Source organism: Mycobacterium alsense (assembly GCF_002086635.1).
GTDB lineage: Bacteria > Actinomycetota > Actinomycetes > Mycobacteriales > Mycobacteriaceae > Mycobacterium > Mycobacterium alsense.
The window spans coordinates 1-16,587 of record NZ_MVHD01000024.1 but is presented as its reverse complement, the minus strand read 5'-3'; the positions used below and the strand labels follow the sequence as shown (position 1 = coordinate 16,587).

The window sequence follows — 16,587 nt, the reverse complement described above, 5'->3', positions numbered from 1 at the left end:
TTGACGGTACCGCAGATTTTGGCGGGGTCGGGCCGCCCAGCAAACCGCGTCACTCGCTGACCACCAGCGGCAGTGAGATCACTCCGGGGCCGCCGGCCACGACGATCACCCACCGGCCGTCGACGGGCAGGGTCACCTCGACCGGGAAGTACGCAAACCCGATCTCGCCGACCATGGCCTGTCCGGGCATCTCGTAGGCGAGGCGAAGCGGTTCCTCACCGGTCGGGGGCCAGATCTCCACGCGCACCCGAGCGCCGGAATCGTCGGACTCCGACTGGGTCAGGACCACGAGCAGAAACCGGGCCTCCCGGTCGGGCCCGACCACGAACCGGGACAGCACGCCGCCGGTCACGCAAAGCTTGTTGTCGACCACCGAGGCCGCTTCGGCAAGAAAGGCCCCCGTAACGATCACCTAGCCGAAGCTACCGCCCGACCGGCGCGACCCTGCTGGGGGTTCACGCGCGACGGCCGGCCGTGTCGTATGTCTCGCCTAAAGTTGCGGCTGTGTTCGTCACCGGCGACAGCATCGTCTACAGCGCGTCGGACCTTGCCGCCGCGGCCCGGTGCGAATACGCGCTGCTGCGCGATTTCGACGCGAAACTCGGCTGGGGGCCCACCGTGGCCGTCGAGGACGAGCTGCTCGCCCGCACGGCCGCTTTGGGCACCGAGCACGAGCGGCGCCGGCTGGACAGGTTGCGCGACGAGTTCGGCGACGGGGTCGCCATCATCGGGCGTCCGGCCTACACGCTCGCCGGTCTGACGGCCGCCGCCGAGGCGACCCGCCGCGCCATCGCCGAGCGCTCCCCCGTCGTGTATCAGGCCGCGATGTTCGACGGGCGTTTCGTCGGGTTCGCCGACTTCCTGGTCCGCGACGGCGAGCGCTATCGGGTCACCGACACCAAGCTCGCCCGATCGCCGAAGGTCACCGCGCTGCTGCAGCTGGCCGCCTACGCCGACACCCTGGCGGGCTCGGGCGTCCCGGTGGCGCCGGAGGCCGAACTGGAACTGGGCGACGGCACCGTCGTGCGCTACCGGGTCGCCGACCTCGTGCCGGTTTACCGTTCCCAGCGCGCGCAGTTGCAGCGCCTACTCGACGAGCACCACGCGGCGGGCGCCCCGGTCCGCTGGGACGACCAGGGCGTCAACGCGTGTTTCCGCTGCCCGCTGTGCGCCGAGCAGCTGCGTGCGGACGATGACCTGCTTCTCGTCGCCGGGATGCGAATCACGCAGCGCGACACGCTCATTGACGCCGGCATCACCACGGTCGCCGAGCTGGCCGAACACGACACGCTCCCCGGCGCGCTGGGCAGGCTGGCGCAGCAGGCGAAACTGCAAGTGCGTCAACGCGTCACGGGCACACCGCAATTCGAGATCGCCGACGCTCGGCCGCTGGCGCTGCTGCCCGAGCCGGACCCCGGCGACCTGTTCTTCGACTTCGAGGGCGACCCGCTGTGGACGGCCGACGGGCACGACTGGGGCCTGGAGTACCTGTTCGGCGTCCTGGAGGCCGGCGGCGATTTCCACCCGCTGTGGGCGCATAACCGGCTGGACGAGCGCCAGGCCCTCGTCGACTTTCTGGCACTGGTCAAAAAACGCCGGCGACGCCGCCCCAACATGCACATCTACCACTACGCCCCCTACGAGAAGACCGCGCTGCTCAGGCTGGCCGGGCGCTACGGCGTCGGCGAGGACGAGGTCGACGACCTGCTGCGCAGCGGGACGTTGGTCGACCTGTATCCGTTGGTGCGCAAGAGCATTCGCGTCGGCGCGGAGACGTTCAGCCTCAAGGCGCTCGAGCCCCTCTACATGGGCTCCCAGCTGCGCGCCGGTGACGTCACCACCGCGACCGAATCGATCACCTCCTACGCCCGCTACTGCGAGCTACAGGCCGCCGGCCGGGCCGACGACGCCGCATCGGTGCTCAAGGAGATCGAGGACTACAACCACTACGACTGCCGGTCGACCCGTGAACTGCGCAATTGGCTGATGCTGCGCGCCTACGAGTCCGGCGTGATACCCGTTGGCGCCCAACCTGTTCCGGATGGCAACACCGTCGAGGACCGCGACCAGCTGGCGACGGCGTTGGCGACGTTCACCGGCGAGGCCGGCATCGGCGACCGCACGCCCGAGCAGACGGCGGTGGCGCTGATTTCCGCGGCGCGCGGCTACCACCGCCGCGAGGACAAGCCGTTCTGGTGGGCGCATTTCGACCGGCTGAACTTCCCCGTCGACGAGTGGGCCGACGACACCGACGTCTTCCTCGCCGAGAACGCGGAAGTCACCGCCCACTGGCACACCCCACCCCGCGCGCGCAAGCCGCGGCGCGAGGTGCGGCTGCGCGGCACCCTGGCCCGCGGCGACCTGACCACGGAGGTCTTCGCTCTCTACGATCCCCCTGCCCCGCCGGGCATGACCGACAACCCCGACCGGCGCGGCGCCGGCCGCGCCGAGATCGTCGCGGTCGACGATCCGACCGTGCCCACCGAGGTGGTCATCCGCGAGCGAACCGGCGGCGACGGCAACACTTTTGACCAGACGCCCTTCGCGCTGACTCCCGGCCCGCCCGTACAGACCACGTCGCTGCGGGACTCGATCGAGGCGACGGTCGCCGCCGTGGCCGACGGGCTGCCGCGGCTACCCCGCACCGCCGTCGTCGACATCCTGCTGCGCCGCGCGCCCCGCACCCGTAGCGGCGCCCCGCTGCCGCGCACCGCCGCCGCCACCGACTTGACGGCCGACATCACCGACGCGGCACTGGATTTGGACTCGTCATACCTCGCGGTGCACGGCCCGCCCGGCACCGGCAAGACGCACACCGCCGCCCTGGTGATCGGGCGGCTGGTCACCGAGCACGGCTGGCGCGTCGGCGTGGTGGCACAATCGCACGCCACGGTGGAGAACCTGTTGGACTGCGTGATCGACGCCGGATTGGATCCCGCCCGCGTCGCCAAGAAGCCGCACCACCACACCGCGCCGCGCTGGCAGGAGATCGACGCCTCCGAGTACGCCACGTTCATCGCCGGTCACGAAGGCTGCGTGATCGGCGGCACGGCATGGGATTTCGCCAACGCCAACCGAATAAACCCCGGCAGCCTGGACCTGCTGGTGATCGACGAGGCGGGGCAGTTCTGCCTGGCCAACACCATCGCCGTGGCGCCCGCGGCCGCCAACCTCATGCTGCTCGGCGACCCTCAGCAGCTGCCGCAGGTCAGCCAGGGCACACATCCCGAGCCCGTCGACACCTCGGCGCTGGATTGGCTGGTCGACGGGCGCCGCACCCTGCCCGACGAGCGCGGTTACTTCCTGGACCTCTCCTACCGCATGCACCCGGCCGTCTGCGCCGCGGTCTCCGCGCTGTCCTACGAGGGCAGGCTGCACGCCCACGACTGCGCGGCCGCGCGCCGCCTCGACGGGTTCCGGCCCGGAGTGCACGTGAGTTCGGTTGCCCACCAGGGCAACTCGACCGAGAGCCCCGAGGAGGCCGACGCGATCGTCGCGCAGATCCGGCGCGTGCTCGGCCGGGCATGGACCGACGAACACGGCACCCGGCCGCTCACCACCTCCGACGTGCTGGTGCTGGCGCCCTACAACGCCCAGGTGACGCTGATCCGCCGGCGGCTGGGCTCGGCGGGGCTCGGCGCGGTCAGGGTAGGCACCGTCGACAAATTCCAGGGCGGGCAGGCGCCGGTGGTGCTCGTGTCGATGACGGCCTCGTCGATCGACGACGTGCCGCGCGGAATGTCGTTTCTGCTCAACAGGAATCGGCTCAACGTCGCCGTCAGCCGGGCGCAGTACGCCGCGGTGATCGTGCGCTCGCAGCTGCTGACCGAGTACCTGCCCGGCACGCCCGCGGGCCTGATCGACCTGGGCGCGTTCCTGGCGCTGACGCAGCCTACCTAGAGTGCCGGCCGTAGCCGACGGGGTCGACATCGGGGCGGCTACCGGGGCCGACGCGAGAGCCGTTGTGCGCCAAGCCTGCCGGTCGCCCGGCGTCGGGCTCACGAACCAGGACGAACTCGACGTAATCGTCATAGTCGTCATAGCCGTCAAAACCGTCGTCGCCGGCCTGATCGCGAAGCGGCCCGCCGCCCGACGGCGCGAACCCGACCAGGCACAGCGTGGCGAGGATCCCGAACAGCGCGACGAACGCCGGCAACAGCGCCGACTGCGCCATCGCGGCCGAAAACGGGTCGCGCAGGAACTCGGGCAGCTGCAGGCCCACGGCGCCCGCCTCCCCCGTGCCGGCGTCGCCGGACTGCGGCGGCATCTCCGCGCCGATGCGCCACGTCATGAACGCGGCCATCCCGGCGCTGCCCAGGACCGCCCCGAGCTGGCGGACCGAGTTGTACACGGCCGAGCCCGAGCCGGCCAGGTCCGGCGGCAGGTTGCGGGTCGCGGTGGCAGTCAGCGGGGACCACACGAACGCCATCCCGACGCCCACGGCAAAGAACGGCAGCAGCAGCCGCCAGATCGGTGTCGCGGGCGACATCTCGAACGAAAGCCACGTCAGCGCGATCGCCAGCACCGAAAACCCGAAACCCAGGACGGGCCGCGGATCGTATCGGTCGACCAGCTTGCCGACGAACGGCGCGAGCACGCCGTTGGCCACCGCCATCGGCGCGATCAGCAGCGCCGAGCGCGTCGGCGACAACCCACAGACCCCCTGCGCGTAAAAGGTCAGCGGCAGCATGAGGGCGGTCGCGACGAACGACACGACCGCCACCCCGGCGTTGCACAGGCTGAAGTCCCGGTCGGCGAAGATCGCCAGCGGGATCAGCGGCTCGCCGGTATTCACCGACTGCCAGTAGACGAACGCCGAGACGAACCCCACGCCGGCGACGATCATCGCCCAAATCCAGGGCTGCCAGTGCGCGGCCTGCCCCTGCTGCAGGCCGAAGACGATCAGGAAGACGCCCACCCCGGACAGCGCGACGCCGACCAGGTCGAAGCGGTGTATCTGGGTCGGCAGCACCGGAACCAGCCACACCGCCAGCGCCAGCCCGATCACGCCGATCGGGATGTTGACGAAGAAGATCCACTGCCAGCCCAGGCCATCGACGAGCGCGCCGCCGGCCAGCGGACCGACCAGGCTGGCGACGCCGGCGGTCGCGCCCCACAGGCTCACCGCCACGCCGCGGCGCTGCGCCGGGAAGATCCGGGTGATCGTCGACAACGTCTGCGGGGTGAGCACCCCGGCGCCGACGCCCTGCACGACGCGCGCGGCGATCAGCGTGGCGGCGCTGCCCGACAACCCGCACCACATCGAGGCCGCGGTGAACACCACCAGCCCGAGCAGGTAGAGGTTCTTGGGCCCGAACCGGTCGCCGAGGCGCCCCGCCACCAGCAGCACCACCGCATACCCCAGCAGGTAGGCGCTGGTCACCCAGACCACGGTGTCGTAGCCGATGCGCAGGCTGGTCATGATCGTCGGGTTGGCGATGGCGACGATGGTCGAGTCGACCATGATCATGAAGAAGCCGATCATCATCGCCCAGAGCGCGTGCCAGGGGTTCCCCGACCGGGACCTCGCCCAGGTCATATGCCCCACCTCGCTTCGGCTCCCGACGGCACTTCCCCAAACCCTGCCCGCATTATTGCGGGCGGGGCAACGGGCCGCTCGGCCGCGGATCACAAACGGCGGGGTTAGCCTGAAGGGACGAATTGGCAGGAGAGACAATATGCGGGCCCGACGGAACAGAGCCTCACAGATGTCCAAGCTGGACCGGACCCCCGACACGGGTGGCCGGCCCAAGGCGTCGGCGCGGGCGTTGGCGCAGGTCATCGAGCGCAGCACCCGGATCCACGGCCCCGCCGCGCAAGCGTATGTGGCCAGGCTGCGCCGGGCGCACCCCGCCGCGAGCCCGGCCCAGATCGACGCCAAGCTGGAAAAGCGCTACCTGGCCGCGCTTACGGCCAGCGGGGCCGCCGTCGGGTCGGCCGCGACGTTTCCCGGGGTCGGGACGCTGACGGCGGTGTCCGCGGGCGCCGGGGAAACCGTCTTCTTCGTCGAGGCCACCGCCCTGTTCGTGCTGGCCAAGGCCGTGGTGTACAACATCCCGGCCGACCACCGAGAGCGCCGCCGCGCTCTGGTCCTCTCGGTCCTGGTCGGCGACGACAGCAAGCGCGCCATCGGCGAGCTGATCGGGCCGACCCGCACCAACGGCGGCTGGCTGGCCGAGGGCATGGCGTCGCTGCCGCTGCCGACGCTGTCGCGGTTGAACAACCGCATGCTCAGGTACTTCGTCAAGCGGTACACCGTGCGCAAGGGGGCCCTGATGTTCGGCAAGTTGCTGCCGGTCGGCGTCGGCGCCGTGATCGGGGGCGCCGGCAACCGGATGGCGGGCAAGAAGATCGTGCGCAACGCGCGCGAGGCGTTCGGCGATGCGCCCGCCCGCTGGCCGGGCGTCCTGCGGCTGTTGCCGCCTCCGGTCCACGAGGCCGGCTAGCGCCTCGCGGTCGCGAGGGCGGCACCACCGCCTACGCCTCGCCGATCGCGGCGAAAGGATAGCCTTTACTGGGGCGGAAACGTTCCAGGGCCATCGCGGGTGTGAGGCTCCGCGCGATAGCGGCTACCGGACACAAGAATTGAGGCGAACAGCGGCCGTGAGCAACATTTCTCCATTCGGGCAAAACGAATGGCTGGTCGAGGAGATGTACCGGAAGTTCCGCGACGATCCCTCGTCGGTGGACCCGAGCTGGCACGAGTTTTTGGTCGACTACAACCCCGAGCCCACCACCGAGGCGGCCCGGGGCACCTCGACCGCCTCGGGCGACGGACAAGCCGCCCCCGCCCCGGCGGCGAAGCCCGCCGCCCCGGAAGCCAGGCCCGCCGCCCCGGAAGCCAAGCCGACGGGAGGCAACGGCGCTCCGGCGACGCAGGCGCCGTCGGCTCCGCCGGCGCCGAAGCCCGCCGCGCCCAAGCCCGCCGAGGGTGACGAGGTGCAGGTGCTGCGCGGAGCGGCGGCGGCCGTCGTCAAGAACATGTCGGCGTCGCTCGAGGTGCCCACGGCGACCAGCGTGCGGGCGATCCCGGCCAAGCTGCTGATCGACAACCGGATCGTCATCAACAACCAGCTCAAGCGCACCCGCGGCGGCAAGATCTCCTTCACCCACATCCTGGGTTACGCGCTGGTGCAGGCGATCAAGCAATTCCCGAACATGAACCGGCACTACGCAGAGGTCGACGGCAAGCCGAGCGCCGTCACACCCGCCCACACCAACCTCGGGCTGGCCATCGACCTGCAGGGCAAGGACGGCAAGCGCTCGCTGGTGGTGGCCGGCATCAAGCGCTGCGAGACGATGCGCTTCGCGCAATTCGTCACCGCCTACGAGGACATCGTCCGCCGGGCCCGCGACGGCAAGTTGACCGCCGAAGACTTTGCGGGCGTGACGATTTCATTGACCAACCCCGGAACCATCGGCACCGTGCACTCGGTGCCGCGGCTGATGTCCGGCCAGGGCGCCATCATCGGCGTCGGCGCCATGGAGTACCCGGCCGAGTATCAGGGGGCCAGCGAGGAGCGCATCGCCGAGCTGGGCATCGGCAAGCTGATCACCCTGACCTCGACCTACGACCACCGCATCATCCAGGGCGCGGAGTCCGGCGACTTCCTGCGCGTCATCCACGCCATGCTGCTCTCGGACGACTTCTGGGACGAGATCTTCCGCGAGCTGTCCATCCCGTACGTCCCGGTGCGCTGGAGCACCGACAACCCGGACTCGATCGTCGACAAGAACGCCCGGGTGATGGAGCTGATCGCGGCCTACCGCAACCGCGGGCACCTGATGGCCGACATCGACCCGCTGCGCCTGGACGGCACCCGGTTCCGCAGCCATCCCGACCTGGACGTGCAAACCCACGGGCTGACGCTGTGGGACCTCGACCGCGTCTTCAAGGTCAACGGCTTCGCGGGCTCGGAGTACAAGAAGCTGCGCGACGTGCTGGGGCTGCTGCGCGACGCGTACTGCCGCCACATCGGCGTGGAGTACACCCATATCCTCGAGCCCGAGCAGCAGGAGTGGCTGCAGCAACGGGTCGAGACCAAGCACGTCAAACCGACCGTCGCCGAACAGAAGTACATCCTGAGCCGGCTCAACGCCGCCGAGGCCTTCGAGACGTTTCTGCAGACCAAATATGTTGGACAGAAACGCTTTTCGCTGGAAGGCGCCGAGAGCGTGATCCCGATGATGGACGCGGCGATCGATCAGTGCGCCGAATACGGCCTCGACGAGGTGGTCATCGGCATGCCGCACCGCGGCCGGCTCAACGTGCTGGCCAACATCGTCGGCAAGCCGTACTCGCAGATCTTTTCCGAGTTCGAGGGCAACCTCAACCCGTCGCAGGCGCACGGCTCCGGCGACGTCAAGTACCACCTCGGCGCCACCGGTGTGTACCTGCAGATGTTCGGCGACAACGACATTCAGGTGTCGCTGACCGCCAACCCGTCGCACCTGGAGGCGGTCGACCCGGTCCTCGAGGGCCTGGTCCGGGCCAAGCAGGACCTGCTGGACCGCGGCGCCGAGGACCACGGTGACGAGAAGGCCTTCTCCGTGGTGCCGATGATGCTGCACGGCGACGCCGCCTTCGCCGGCCAGGGCGTGGTGGCCGAGACGCTGAACCTGGCCAACCTGCCCGGCTACCGCGTCGGCGGCACCATCCACATCATCGTCAACAACCAGATCGGCTTCACCACCGCGCCGGAGTACTCGCGGTCCAGCGAGTACTGCACCGACGTCGCGAAAATGGTTGGGGCACCCATCTTTCACGTCAACGGCGACGACCCCGAAGCGTGTGTGTGGGTGGCCAAGCTGGCCGTCGACTTCCGGCAGCGGTTCAAGAAGGACGTCGTCATCGACATGCTGTGCTACCGCCGCCGCGGCCACAACGAGGGCGACGACCCGTCGATGACCAACCCGTACATGTACGACGTCGTCGACACCAAGCGCGGCGCCCGCAAGAGCTACACCGAGGCCCTGATCGGCCGCGGCGACATCTCGCTCAAGGAAGCCGAGGATGCGCTGCGCGACTACCAGGGCCAGCTGGAGCGGGTGTTCAACGAGGTCCGCGAGCTGGAGAAGCACGGCGTGCAGCCCAGCGAGTCCGTCGAGGCCGACCAGCTGGTGCCCGCGGGGCTGGCCACCGCGGTGGACAAGTCGCTGCTGGCGCGCATCGGCGACGCGTTCCTGTCCGTGCCCGACGGCTTCACCGTGCACCCACGCGTGCTGCCGGTGCTCGAAAGGCGCCGGGAGATGGCCTACGAGGGCAAGATCGACTGGGCCTTCGGCGAGCTGCTGGCGCTGGGTTCGCTGGTGTCCGAGGGCAAGCTGGTGCGGCTATCGGGGCAGGACACCCGGCGCGGCACCTTCTCCCAACGCCATTCGGTCATCATCGACCGCAACACCGGCGCGGAGTTCACACCGCTGCAGCTGCTGGCGACCAACCTCGACGGCACCCCCACCGGCGGCAGGTTCATGGTCTACGACTCACCGCTGTCGGAGTACGCCGCCGTGGGCTTCGAGTACGGCTACACCGTGGGCAACCCGGACGCACTCGTGTTGTGGGAGGCGCAGTTCGGTGACTTCGTCAACGGCGCGCAGTCGATCATCGACGAGTTCATCAGCTCCGGCGAGGCCAAGTGGGGCCAGCTGTCCAACGTGGTGCTGCTGCTGCCGCACGGCCACGAGGGCCAGGGCCCCGACCACACCTCCGGGCGCATCGAACGCTTCCTGCAGCTGTGGGCGGAGGGGTCGATGACCATCGCGGTGCCCTCGACGCCGTCCAACTACTTCCACCTGTTGCGCCGCCACGCCCTCGACGGGATTCAGCGCCCGCTGATCGTGTTCACGCCGAAGTCGATGTTGCGCAACAAGGCCGTCGTCAGCGACATCAGGGACTTCACCGAGATCAAGTTCCGCTCGGTGCTCGAGGAACCGACCTACGAGGACGGCGACGGCGATCGCGGCAAGGTCCGGCGGATCCTGCTGACCAGCGGCAAGCTGTACTACGAGCTGGTGGCGCGGAAGGCCAAGGACAACCGCGACGACGTGGCGATCGTGCGCATCGAGCAGCTCGCCCCGCTACCCAAGCGCCGGCTCAGCGAGACGCTCGACCGCTACCCGGCCGCCGAGGAGTTCTTCTGGGTGCAGGAGGAGCCGGCCAACCAGGGTGCGTGGCCGCGGTTCGGCCTGGAACTGCCGGAGTTGTTGCCCGACAAGCTGACCGGGCTCAAGCGAATCTCGCGCCGGGCGATGTCGGCGCCGTCGTCGGGCTCGTCGAAGGTGCACGCCGTCGAGCAGCAGGAGATCCTCGACACGGCGTTCCGCTGAGCCATTTATCCGCGAGTGTCCGTGTCTGTACGGCGACACGCCGCGGCGCGTGGCATTTTGCGGCCCCTCGGCGGTTAGTCCGACTGCCCGGCCGGCTGGCCGGGCAGGCCCATCGCGAGGAAGTCCAGTCGCCACAGCGACTGAAACAGCTTGCTTGCGAACGTCTCCACGTCGGCGGAGCTGGCCCGCGGCGACGCACCGGCCTGCGCGACGGATCCGGCGATGTCGCGGATCGTGCGACGGCCGTCGACCCGCTGCACGAACGGGAGCTGGGCGGCGTTGAGAGCCATGCGCCAATCCGGGCGGACGATCTCGTTGCCGGACAACCCGCAGCGCATCCGATACATCGGGACGTAGTCGAGGCAGTCCCGCGTCGAAAAGTCAATCGTATAAGTCGCTTTCGGCCGCTCCGGGCGGCACGCCATGAAGAAATGGCACGCGCCGAACGTGTGTACCCGTTCCATCACCGACCACAGCTGACGCTCCGGCAACGCGTTCAGGGCTCGATTGAGCTCGGTTCCCGGCGCGAACGAGTCGTGCGGGTAGTACGGGGCGTTGAGCAACCAGCCCTGGAAAACCAGTCCGGCGGCGGTGACCAGGTCGATGCACTCGTCGACGTCGTAGCTGCGGTCCCGGCCGTGCAGGAAGGTGTCGACGACGGCGCCGTCGTAACGCAGTTCGGAACCCTCGATGCGCAAGTAACTCCGGATGTGGTGATCGGCCGGCAGCAACGCCATCATCTCTTTCACGATCTGCACCGAGACCTCGTCCTGGCGCAGCCCCAGGTCACGAAAGACCGACTGCAGCATTTCCACGCCGACGCGCCCGTATTTCGCGTAGAGCGTCAAGCCGATCGCGCCGTCGCTGCGCAGGCAGGCGCCGAGCGCCTTCATGCCCACCAGCGGGTCGGCCAGGTGGTGCACGACCCCCGTCGAGACGATCAGGTCGAAATCGAGCCCCAGCGAACCCAGCTCCTCGATCGGAAGCAGATGCAGTTCGAGGTTCCACAGGCCGTGCTTGTCCTTCAGGTATTGCTGATGGTCCAGCGACGGCCGGCTGATGTCGACGCCCACCACTTTCGCCCCCGGGTTCTTGTGCGCGAACACGGCCGCCTGGTTGGTGCCGCAGCCCGCGATGAGGATGTCGAGGTCGGGCTTGTATTCCCGGTCGGGCCACAGGATCCGGTGAAAGTGCGTCGGGTCGTACCAGTGCCAGATGCCGTCGGGCATCTGCGTGAGGTCCGTGATCGGCTGCGGGTAGCGCCACCGCTCGTACTGGCGGGAGACGACGTCGGCGCGCGGATCGTCCTGCATGGCAGCGCTCCTTCCCGGGTTCCCATCGCCGGTCGAGGGGAAGCATCGCAGATTCGCCCGGACCCAGCGGGCATATGGCCGACACCGTCCCCCATGCTCCCGTTACCCCGGGTACCGGCTAGCCTCGACGGGAGCCGACCGAGAGGAAGAGGGTGCTCATGCAGGGTTTTGCCGGCAAGGTCGCCGTGGTCACCGGCGCGGGCTCGGGCATCGGGCAGGCGCTGGCCATCGAACTGGCCCGCTCGGGCGCCAAGGTCGCGATCAGCGACGTCGACACCGAGGGCCTGGCGCAGACCGAGGAAAAGCTGAAGGCGATCGGCGCCGGAGTCAAGTCCGACCGGCTCGACGTCACCGAGCGCGAGGCCTTCCTGGCCTACGCCGACGAGGTCGCCGAGCACTTCGGCAAGGTCAATCAGATCTACAACAACGCCGGCATCGCCTTCACCGGCGACATCGAGATCAGCCAGTTCAAGGACATCGAGCGGGTGATGGACGTCGACTTCTGGGGCGTCGTCAACGGCACCAAGGCGTTCCTGCCGCACCTGATCGCGTCCGGGGACGGCCACGTCGTCAACGTCTCGAGCGTGTTCGGGTTGTTCTCGGTGCCGGGGCAGGCGGCGTACAACGCCGCCAAATTCGCCGTCCGCGGCTTTACCGAGGCGCTGCGCCAGGAGATGACGCTGGCCGGCCACCCGGTCGCGGTGACCACCGTGCACCCGGGCGGCATCAAGACCGCGATCGCCCGCAACGCCACCGCCGCGGAGGGGCTCGACCGCGACGAGCTGGCCAAGCTGTTCGACAAGCGCCTGGCCAAGACCAGCCCGGAGCGGGCCGCCAAGATCATCCTGGACGCGGTGCGCAAGAAGAAGGCCCGCGTGCTGGTCGGCACCGACGCCAAGGTCTTGGACCTGATGGTCCGGGTCGCGGGCCCGTACTACCAGCAGCTCTTCGGCCCCGTGATGGGCCGGTTGATGCCCAAATCCTGACGGCACCCTCGTCGAAACTGCGCCCAGTGCGCCGGATCGGCGGCGAATGTGTGCTGGGCGCAGTCTCGGCGCCCGAACCGGCGCCGGGTCAGCGACCCAGCGGGTGTTCGGCCAGCCAGCCGCCGGCCACCGCCTGCGGGTCCGCGCCGCCGGCCACCTGGCGACGCATTCCGGCCAGCGCCGCGGTGTCCAGCACGCCGGCCACCTCGTTGATCGCCAGCAGCTGCCGATCGGTCAGGGCGTTGCGCCGATACAGCGGCACCACGTTCTCGGCCCGGACCAGCGCGGGCTTGCCGTCGGCCAGCGCGACCAGGTCGGCGGGGTTGTCGGGGTCGGCCGTGGTGGTCCACGCCGCCGTCAGCTCACCGGCCCGCACGGCCGCGAAAAGCGCTGTCTCGCTGGCGAATCCGCGTGCGGCGGGCAACCGGCACGATCCCACCACCCCGGGCGCGGGAAAGTCCGCGACGGCGCCGATCGTCAGGCCGTCGCAATGCTTGGGCAGCGCGCTCAGGTCGGCGGTGAGGTCGTGGCCGCCCCAGGCCTTGGCGGTGGCTTGCGTGACCAGCAGCGCGGGCTTGTCTTCCGCCGCGGTGGTGTAGTCGCCCGCCAGGATGCCCTCGGGCAGCGCCGCGATCATCGCGCGGTAGACCTGGGCGTCGGACAAAACGGTGGTCGCGCCGGGCTGCAGGCGCTGCAGCGTCTGGCCGGTGAACGCGGGGACGACGGTGAACGCGCCGGAGTCGAGCTTCGCGATCGGGTCGGCGGCGGTCTCGGGTCGCGCCGCGAAACCGTAGGAGCGCAGCGCCGCGGTGTAGATGCCGGCCAGCAGCGCCGAATCCGGGCCTTGCGCAGCACCGACCACCAGTTCCGCGGCGGGACGGCGCTCGGCACAGCCCGCCACCGCGAGCAGCGCGGCCAGCAGCAGCGCGGCCAGCCTGGTCACACGGAGGAGTCAGCGGCGATCGCGACGGCGGCGGCGACGGCCTCCCCGACGCGCGCATCCAGCGGGCTGGGGACGATGCGGTCCACGGCGAGCTCGTCGCTGACGACGGAGAAGATCGCCTCTGCCGCGGCCACCATCATCTTCTCGGTGATCCGGCGGGCCCCGGCGTCCAGCGCGCCGCGGAACACCCCGGGGAACGCCAGCACGTTGTTGATCTGGTTCGGGAAGTCGCTGCGGCCGGTGGCCACGACGGCCGCGTACTTGGCCGCGATGTCCGGGTGGATCTCGGGGTCCGGGTTGGACAGCGCGAACACGATCCCGCCGGGCGCCATCGTGGCGATCAGCTCCTCGGGGACCACGCCGCCCGACAGCCCGAGGAACACCTCGGCGCCCTCGAGCGCCTCGACCATGCCGCCGGTGAGGCCATCGGGGTTGGTGCGGCGCGCCAGCTCGGCCTTGACACCGTTCATGTCGTCGCGCCCGGCGTGCAGGATGCCGCGCGAGTCGAGCACGGTGATGTCCGAAACACCCATCGTCAGAAGGAGATTCGTGCATGCGACACCGGCGGCGCCGGCGCCGGAGACCACCACGCGCAGCGAGGACATGTCGCGGCCGAGCAACTTGCCGGCGCCCATCAGCGCGGCCAGCACGACGATCGCGGTGCCGTGCTGGTCGTCGTGCATCACCGGGCAGTCCAGCGCCTCGATGACGCGGCGCTCGATCTCGAAGCAGCGCGGGGCGGAGATGTCCTCGAGGTTGACGGCGCCGAACGTCGGCCGCAGCCGCACCAGGGTCTCGACGATCTCGTCGGGGTCCTTGGTGTCCAGCACGATCGGGATCGCGTTCAGCCCGCCGTAGGCCTGGAACAGGGCGCACTTGCCCTCCATCACGGGCAGCGACGCCTCGGGCCCGATGTCGCCCAGGCCGAGCACCGCGCTGCCGTCGCTGACGACCGCGACCAGCCGGTTCGACCAGGTGTAGCGGGCGGCCAGGGTGCGGTCGGCGGCGATCGCGCGGCTGACCTGCGCCACGCCCGGGGTGTAGGCGACCGACAGAGCGCGCTGGGTGTCCAGCGGGGCCTGCAGCGCCACGGAGAGCTTTCCGCCTACGTGCGCCTCGAAGATCTCGTCGTCTCCGATGGCGGGGAGTGAGTCCACGGTATCTGGCACGGAATCAGGGTACTGATTACCGGTTAGGTGGCCGCAATCGACCCCCTACGCCGGCCCTAACCTGGGCTTTTCCGTTTTGGCATCCGGCCCGGTTAGTACCCCGTCAGCTAATTAGCTTCTCTTACAAACGGCTTGGCCGGGGCGTCAATCAATCAAATCGCCCCAACCCGGCCACTCCGCCACCGGCAGTTCCGCGCGGAGGGCATCAAGGTCACACGCCGGTTCCTCGCCCAACGGATACTCGTCGCACATGATCGGATACTCGTCGTACATGATTCAGTACATGATCGGGCCGACGCCCGGCATGTCTCCTATCGGCGGAATGTAGACAAACCCAGGCGGGCGGTTATCCACCGTGGGCTGCGGGGCGTCCCCGTTATCGCCGCCACACGCGGCGAGCCCAAACACGACCGCGCCGGCGGTCAGCGCCGCAACAATGCGCTTCTTCACATCAATCCCAACATTTTTAAAAACACCGACGCCTCCTCGGGCGAATTCGCATTCGCACAAACAACCACCCGAGCCTGGCATATCTCATCTGGGGTCGGTTCCGGCCCCAAAATAATTTCCTTACTAATCGAGGTATTCGGCCTCATTTCTTCCCCTTCGGGAACCTTTCACCCAACACATTCACCAATTCCTGCCACGCCTGCTTCCAAATGAAGCGATCCAACGGGCTCAAACCGCGATAATCGCGCCAGCGGTCCTCCCAACGGTCAGCCAACTGCCACAGCATCGGCCTGTTTACATCGCCCGGAATATCGGGTTTCTTTGCCACAACCTACCCCGAGAACAAAAGCACTAGAACTATCGCCGCGATGAAAATGAGGATCGCCGCGCTCATCGCCGCGGCCGCCCCATGGCCAGACACAACAGGGAGCTAGCGCCCCAACCAAAGATAGCGCCGCCGATGACGGCAATAACCATACCAAGGGCCCCGCCGGCCAGCGGGGAACCGCCAAACCAGACAAGCAGGCCGAACACAACATATAGAACATATCTTGTTTTATCAGTCATGCTTTGTACTATACCACAAACGCAGAAGATCCCCGCCGCAGCGGGGATCTTCGCTAATAGGATACACGCGGCCGGCGACGATACGGGGCATTCATCGGCGGCGGCCAATGCGCCCTAAACTCGGCCATCGTCGCCGGCCGCCAACCCGGGCCAGAACAACCACACGAGTCATACCGCACGCCCAGCTCAACCATCTGGGCAACCACCCGCCAACCCGAATCGTCACGCTTGCGGGGCGCATGAAAATCCCGCCCCACGTTAACCATGGGCCGGGAGCATTGTGGACAATGTTGGGTTACTTCAGGATAGTGTTTCGCCACAAAACGGCAAGGGACACAAGCCCAATGCGTTCTATAGTGTTTCATCGCATAGCGACACATGTACCCCTACCACGATTCGAACGTGGGCGCATGGCTTCGTAGACCACTGCTCTTCCGCTGAGCTATAAGGGTAGGCGCCCACGGTCCCTCAACCGCGGGCTCTATACCGGGAGTGCCAGGAGGGATGGCCTAACCGGCATGGTGGAATGTAAGAGAATCGAACTCTTCCCGGTAGTTTGCAAAACTTCCAGTCTCACCAGACAACACCCCAAAAAAGTTAGTGCTATAAAAATCGGGGGAGGGGATTCTCAAAATGCCCTACGGGCAACACGTTTCACATCCGGCGCAAATCAAATGCTCGCAGCCCGGACACCAGTAGGCATCCCACTCCCGCTCGTTGTGCAACTCGTGACACAGCGGGCATTCCTGAATGTAACCTGACTTGGCTCACGTTGCCGGATTGACGACGATCGCAGGGCCCTGAGCTGTGGTTTCTTTGTCGGTTCGGGCTGA

12 protein-coding genes and 2 tRNA genes are annotated in these 16,587 nt (G+C 68.4%); 4 read left to right on the top strand and 10 right to left on the bottom strand.

Annotation, left to right across the window (positions count from 1 at the left end):
* Positions 1–49: 49 nt before the first annotated feature.
* Positions 50–409, bottom strand: a complete 360-nt coding sequence (locus tag BST11_RS14740) for a hypothetical protein (RefSeq protein WP_083138722.1) — start codon at positions 407–409, stop codon at positions 50–52.
* Between the two features lie 95 nt (positions 410–504).
* On the opposite strand from BST11_RS14740, the gene BST11_RS14735 reads away from it, so the two are divergent.
* Positions 505–3,900, top strand: coding sequence for a TM0106 family RecB-like putative nuclease (locus BST11_RS14735; protein WP_083138677.1), 3,396 nt, complete (start codon positions 505–507; stop codon positions 3,898–3,900).
* Here the strand turns inward: BST11_RS14735 and BST11_RS14730 are convergent.
* The gene (locus BST11_RS14730; RefSeq protein WP_083138676.1) at positions 3,893–5,539 is read right to left on the bottom strand and encodes a DHA2 family efflux MFS transporter permease subunit; all 1,647 of its coding nucleotides are present in this window, start codon (positions 5,537–5,539) and stop codon (positions 3,893–3,895) included. The two genes, BST11_RS14735 and BST11_RS14730, sit on opposite strands and share 8 nt — an antisense overlap.
* Positions 5,540–5,678: 139 nt before the next feature.
* On the opposite strand from BST11_RS14730, the gene BST11_RS14725 reads away from it, so the two are divergent.
* Together BST11_RS14725 and BST11_RS14720 are read left to right on the top strand one after the other, a co-directional pair.
* Positions 5,679–6,446: a hypothetical protein gene (locus tag BST11_RS14725; RefSeq protein WP_067316990.1), complete on the top strand. Its 768-nt coding sequence runs from the start codon at positions 5,679–5,681 to the stop codon at positions 6,444–6,446.
* Positions 6,447–6,603: 157 nt separating this feature from the next.
* Positions 6,604–10,326 (top strand): multifunctional oxoglutarate decarboxylase/oxoglutarate dehydrogenase thiamine pyrophosphate-binding subunit/dihydrolipoyllysine-residue succinyltransferase subunit, encoded by a 3,723-nt coding sequence (locus BST11_RS14720; protein ID WP_083138675.1) that lies wholly within the window; start codon positions 6,604–6,606, stop codon positions 10,324–10,326.
* Between the two features lie 74 nt (positions 10,327–10,400).
* Here the strand turns inward: BST11_RS14720 and BST11_RS14715 are convergent, their stop codons facing one another.
* Complete coding sequence (locus BST11_RS14715) at positions 10,401–11,639, bottom strand: class I SAM-dependent methyltransferase (protein WP_083138674.1); 1,239 nt, start codon at positions 11,637–11,639, stop codon at positions 10,401–10,403.
* Between the two features lie 158 nt (positions 11,640–11,797).
* Between BST11_RS14715 and BST11_RS14710 the strand changes: the two genes are divergently transcribed.
* Positions 11,798–12,625, top strand: a complete 828-nt coding sequence (locus tag BST11_RS14710; protein WP_083138673.1) for an SDR family NAD(P)-dependent oxidoreductase — start codon at positions 11,798–11,800, stop codon at positions 12,623–12,625.
* Positions 12,626–12,713: 88 nt separating this feature from the next.
* On the opposite strand, the gene BST11_RS14705 is transcribed toward BST11_RS14710, so the two are convergent.
* The 7 genes from BST11_RS14705 to BST11_RS27615 form a co-directional block, all read right to left on the bottom strand.
* On the bottom strand, positions 12,714–13,568 hold the full coding sequence (locus BST11_RS14705) for a glycine betaine ABC transporter substrate-binding protein (protein ID WP_083138672.1): 855 nt from the start codon (positions 13,566–13,568) through the stop codon (positions 12,714–12,716).
* Positions 13,565–14,737: an NAD(P)-dependent malic enzyme gene (locus tag BST11_RS14700; RefSeq protein WP_083138671.1), complete on the bottom strand. Its 1,173-nt coding sequence runs from the start codon at positions 14,735–14,737 to the stop codon at positions 13,565–13,567. Before BST11_RS14700 ends, BST11_RS14705 begins: the two co-directional genes overlap by 4 nt.
* A 276-nt stretch (positions 14,738–15,013) precedes the next feature.
* Entirely contained in the window at positions 15,014–15,187 is a 174-nt protein-coding gene (locus tag BST11_RS27625) for a hypothetical protein (RefSeq protein ID WP_158086794.1), read from the bottom strand.
* Between the two features lie 142 nt (positions 15,188–15,329).
* Positions 15,330–15,515, bottom strand: a complete 186-nt coding sequence (locus BST11_RS27165) for a hypothetical protein (RefSeq protein WP_142276357.1) — start codon at positions 15,513–15,515, stop codon at positions 15,330–15,332.
* Between the two features lie 62 nt (positions 15,516–15,577).
* Positions 15,578–15,754, bottom strand: coding sequence for a hypothetical protein (locus BST11_RS27620; protein WP_158086793.1), 177 nt, complete (start codon positions 15,752–15,754; stop codon positions 15,578–15,580).
* 381 nt (positions 15,755–16,135) lie between these two features.
* Positions 16,136–16,206, bottom strand: a tRNA-Arg gene (locus tag BST11_RS14695).
* 67 nt (positions 16,207–16,273) lie between these two features.
* Positions 16,274–16,344, bottom strand: a tRNA-OTHER gene (locus BST11_RS27615).
* Between the last annotated feature and the right edge of the window lie 243 nt (positions 16,345–16,587).

Bases quoted from the DNA above. Each gene is read 5' to 3' on its own strand.
- BST11_RS14715 (WP_083138674.1), bottom strand. From the start codon at position 11,639: ATGCAGGACGATCCGCGCGCCGACGTCGTCTCCCGCCAGTACGAGCGG.
- BST11_RS14730 (WP_083138676.1), bottom strand. From the start codon at position 5,539: ATGACCTGGGCGAGGTCCCGGTCGGGGAACCCCTGGCACGCGCTCTGG.
- BST11_RS27620 (WP_158086793.1), bottom strand. From the start codon at position 15,754: ATGACTGATAAAACAAGATATGTTCTATATGTTGTGTTCGGCCTGCTT.
- BST11_RS14725 (WP_067316990.1), top strand. From the start codon at position 5,679: ATGCGGGCCCGACGGAACAGAGCCTCACAGATGTCCAAGCTGGACCGG.
- BST11_RS14710 (WP_083138673.1), top strand. From the start codon at position 11,798: ATGCAGGGTTTTGCCGGCAAGGTCGCCGTGGTCACCGGCGCGGGCTCG.